2 protein-coding genes are annotated in these 4,791 nt (G+C 48.1%); both read right to left on the reverse strand.

Features of this window, described 5'->3' with window-relative positions; genetic code table 11:
- Positions 1–103: 103 nt before the first annotated feature.
- Positions 104–2,668, reverse strand: a complete 2,565-nt coding sequence (locus V7K27_RS15465) for an S-layer family protein (RefSeq protein WP_334948629.1) — start codon at positions 2,666–2,668, stop codon at positions 104–106.
- A 65-nt stretch (positions 2,669–2,733) separates the two neighbouring features.
- Positions 2,734–4,791 (reverse strand): S-layer family protein (locus V7K27_RS15470; protein ID WP_334948631.1); only part of this gene is annotated, 2,058 nt, incomplete at its 5' end.

Raw genomic sequence — 4,791 nt, forward strand, 5'->3', positions numbered from 1 at the left:
GTATCACTAAGAACATCAATTGCAATGTTCTTAGATTACATCTTATGCTGACTTTTTGCTTAAGTTGACACCAATGAGCATTGCTGTGCCCCTACCGCGTGGTCTATTCTACCTGAAAATAGCTGTAAGTTTTGGGAACAGCAGCACAGGTTAATGATTGCTGCACATAGCTAGGAGATTTATCTGCAACTAACTCAATTTTGCCTTGGGCGTTGCGATGCCAAGAAGTAGCTTGGACAAGAACCTCTGGAGATTCGGGTATTTGTGCCGTGACTTGCCCGGTTTTGCGGTATGCAGAGATATCGCGGATATCAGACCAAGTGCGTAGGCGTAGCCCGTCATAGACATCGCTCGTCACTTGTTGAAGGGGATTTTGCGGTATTCCACCCCGACCCGTTGCTACAAAGCGACTAGCTTCACCGTCCGCGCAGCCTGTAGCAATTTTCTGCGATGGGTCGGTGACATTTGCTGGTAATTCTACTAAACCGGAATTGGGGTCAACTCCAAAATTGTTAATATAAACTGTACCGTTAATACCAAATTCGGAACTGGCGGTGATGTCACTATCAGGTGTGAGGCGATCGCGGTATTTGAGTCCGAATAAGCCTTGGGTGGTGATGTTGATGTTACCGCCATTACCTTGGAAAGCATTGGCAATAATGTCACTGTTTTCTAAACCTACAATGATGGGCGAATCGATCGTGATGTTGCCGCCATTCCCCTGTCCACCGGACTTGGAACTAATCAAACTATTGTGGCGCAGGAGCAATACATCCCGTGCCGTGATTTCCATATTGCCCCCTTGTCCAACCGTGGTGGAGGTTTTGATTTGACCTTGTTGATCTAACACGATCGCGTTTGCATTCAGAGTTAAGCTTCCCGCATCACCACTACCCAAATTGTCTGCTGCAATATACCCCTGATTCCGCACTTGAATGCTGGGCGCTGTAATGGATAAGTTGCCCCCATTCCCACTGGGCAATGGGGGTAACCCAAAAATTTGCTGGAACCGTCCTGGCGGCTGCTGCCCAGAAGCCGTAATTCGACTCGGCAGCGACCCCGATGAGCCCGCTCCATCAACTTCAACAGATTCACGGGCTTGAATGGTGAGGTTACCGGCGTTGCTGGCCCCGGAGGTGCTGCTGGAGATCACACCACCCCCCCTGAGCAGGAGTCGCCCAGTCTGAATATCGATCGTCCTTGCAGATCCCCCCCAAAAAGAGGTAGCGGAAATGGCGGAACCAGCACCATTACCTTTGTTCCCGCCGATTACGGAAATTTGATCTGAGTAAATGTGCAGCGTCCCCCCGCCGTTACCACCGAACACGCTAGAGCTGATAACAGCACCATCCTGAACGAGTATCTCTGGAGCATTGATAATAATATCTCCTCCTCTCCCGCCTCCGTTAGTAGAGGGTGTGGAGATACCACTGCTCACTACCGCATCAAAGGGTGAATAGCCAATCAGATGGATCGATTCGGTCGCATTGACGGTGAGATTTCCACCAGCCCCCCCATTTTTGAAGGTCGTGGTGATCAGTCTGCCACCGTCGCGGGCTATAATCTGTCGGGCTGAAACCTCAATATTGCTGCCCTGCCCACTCCCCAGATTTTCCGACAGAATTAAACTTGGATCTTTTTTGGACAATGTGCCGCTTAGTTCTAGCAAATCTGCATTGACTTGAATGCGACCAGGAAGATTTTGTCCGCCCTGCTGTTGAATCAAGACGACGGAACTATCCTGAAGCTGAATCGCTTTACCTTGCAAATGGATTGACCCGCCAGGATTGCCACTTGCGTCTACGAGGGATGCCCGCGTGAGATGAATATCGGCGAAAGTCGGCAGTGCCGCATAGTTGAAAGTCCAATGGGGCGTGGTGGTGTCTAGAGTCACTATACCCGCCCTCCCACTGCCCAATTCAACCTGTCCGCTTTCAGCGATCAAAACGCCGCCATCCAATTGAATGCCGTTTCCCAGGAGCGCTAAGGTTTTTCCTGGCTGCACCCGTAAACCGTTTAATAGTGGATCGCGGCTTACCGAACCGAGAAATGAGGGGGGATGCAGCAGGCTATGACCTTGGCCTTCGACTCTAATATTGCCCGGATTTTGCCCCATCTGCAAGCCGATCGGCACACTTATTGTCAACAACGGTGTCGCAGTCGGATTCACTGCACTAAATTCTGTCCCATCACTAAACTTAATACTATTCGCCGTCGTTCCCACAAAGGAGCCGCCAATATCCAAACGGGCATTTTTACCAAACACAATCCCCGCAGGATTCATCAAAAACAAACTCACTGCATTACTACTATTAAGCGTGCTAATTAACCCATCAATATTGGAAACATTTCCACCTGTAACCCGGCTAAATATGGTTGTAATATTTGGTGTGTTCATTAAATTGAAGGTGGCTGAACTACCAGTAGGCACAGAGAAATTACTGAAGCTGTGAAATAAATTATTACCTTTATTAACTCCATTAAGAATTGTGAAATTATTACCACTTTGGTTAACAATGGTGTTGGTAGTACTATCGGATGTCACCTGTGCGATCGCGCCGCGACTCCAAAGGAGTATCGCAGGTAACACCATCCCGTAAGTCCAAAAGCCTGTTGTAAGTGTAGATAGAAAAGCGTAGGCGTAGCCCGTCGTAGACATCGCTCTCATACCAAAAACTTCCTTTAACTGATTTCAAGTTAGAGTTCCCTTTTCGGGCATGATTAATAACATGATTAAATTTTAGGAACAGCAGCACAGGTTAATGGTTGTTGCACCTGAGTAGGAGATTTATCTGCAACTAACTCAATTTTGCCGTCAGCATTGCGATGCCAGGAAGTAGCTTGGATAAGAACTTCCGGGGTTGGGGGTATTTGGGCTGTCACCTCACCAGTTTTTCGGTATGCAGAGATGTCGCGGATATCAGACCAAGTGCGACCGCTCCCAATTTCCTGCGTTGGATTTTGCGGTATTCCACCCCGACCCGTTGCTACAAAGCGGCTGCCTTCACCACCCGCGCAGCCTGTAGCAATTTGCTGCGATGGGTCGGTGACATTCTCTGGTAATTCTACTAAACCGGAATTGGGGTCAACTCCAAAATTGTTAATATCAACTGTACCATTAATACCAAATTCGGAACTGGCGGTGATGTCGTTTTCTCTTGTGAGGCGATCGCGGTACTTCAGCCCAAAGATGCCTTGAGTGGTGATGTTAATGTTACCGCCATTACCATTAAAAGCATTAGCAATAATGTCACTATTTTCTAAGCCGACGATGATCGGTGCATTAATGTTTATATTACCTCCATCACCATTACCGCCTGCTGTTGCTGCGATCGCGCTATTGTCACGCAGCACCAACAACTTCCCAACTTCTAAGGCGATATTACCTCCATTACCTGATTCTGTTTGTGCTTGGATGCTTCCAATACGGTCTAATCGGATGGTATTGGCTGTGATATTGAGACTGCCACCATTGCCACTGCCTTGACTGGTGACACTGACTGTCCCGCCATCTCTCAGCGTTAGGTTCGGCGTGGTGATGCTGATCGTACCGGCATCGGCTGTCAGTATATTAGGCAAACGAAGTAGCTTCTGGAATGTTGGGTTTAGGTACATGGTAGACGAGTCGATGGCGCTATTTCTTAACTTAGTGCCACCACTAATTTGGATGGATTCTGTAGCATTTACGCTAATATCTCCTCCATGACCGACAAATAACGAGCCTGTGGTAATTGTTCCCCCATCTAGCAGTTGTAACCTGGCAGTATTTAGTGTTATGGTTTTGGCATTTCCTCTACTGAAGGCAGTTGAGCTAATTACAGTGGGGCTAGGTCGGGAGCTACTTCCCCTGATGATGGTATCAATGTTGTGAATGATAACTTCACCACTGTCACCAACACCCAGCGACGCTGAAAACAATGCTCCACTATTAGATATTAGTAAACTATCGCCATTGACGAAGATATTACCTGCGCTCCCGGAACCGAATGTACCAGTGTTAATAGCGCTGGCATTTAAAATGGTCAGCGAGAAGCCAGATATCTCTAGCGCTAAGGCATCGAGCTGAATATTGCCACTGGCAGATACTCCATAGGTTATGCTACTTAATGCCGCTCCCTGCTGGAGGCTTAATTGGGGAGTAATGACGCTGATGTTACCACCAGTTCCAATCCCCAAGGTTTCACTCCGAACTCCGCTGGTTGTACCAGTCAGATCGATTCCTGCCGATGCCTGAAGATGCAGGTTGCCACCAGGGAGATTACCGAAATTTTGTGCCAGCACTAGCGAACTATCGGTAAATTGGATCTCTTTACCCTGAATTTCAACTGAACCTGCATTCATCCCACTCACATCCAGCAGCGATCGCCCAGTGAGTTTAACGTCACTAAAGCTTTGCCCATTAGCATACCCAAGCGTATAACCCTGAGCATCTGGTATCAAGTTAACTAGCCCGATGCCACTCACGCTGCCCAATTCAATTTGCCCTTGTTCGGCAGTCAGGGTTGCCCCATTCAGATTTAGATTACCACCCACCAACGCCAGAGTTTTTCCAGGCTGTACTCGCAGTTCTGTCGGACTAGGAGTGCGAGTGATGGAAGCTAGATTATTGGTTAAGCCTAAGGTTAAGGCATGTCCTGTGCCTTGAACGGTGATTGATGCGGGATTGCTACCCATTTGCAACCCAATTGGCACACTGATCGTCAACAACGGCGTAGCACCGGGATTAGTCGCACTAAACTCTATTCCATCAGCAAACTTAATGCTATTCGCCGTTGTTCCCACAAACGAGCC

Source organism: Nostoc sp. (genome assembly GCF_036919575.1).
Classification (GTDB): domain Bacteria; phylum Cyanobacteriota; class Cyanobacteriia; order Cyanobacteriales; family Nostocaceae; genus Nostoc.

Coding starts and splice junctions, on each gene's coding strand:
- V7K27_RS15465 (WP_334948629.1), bottom strand. CDS start 2,668: ATGAGAGCGATGTCTACGACGGGCTACGCCTACGCTTTTCTATCTACA.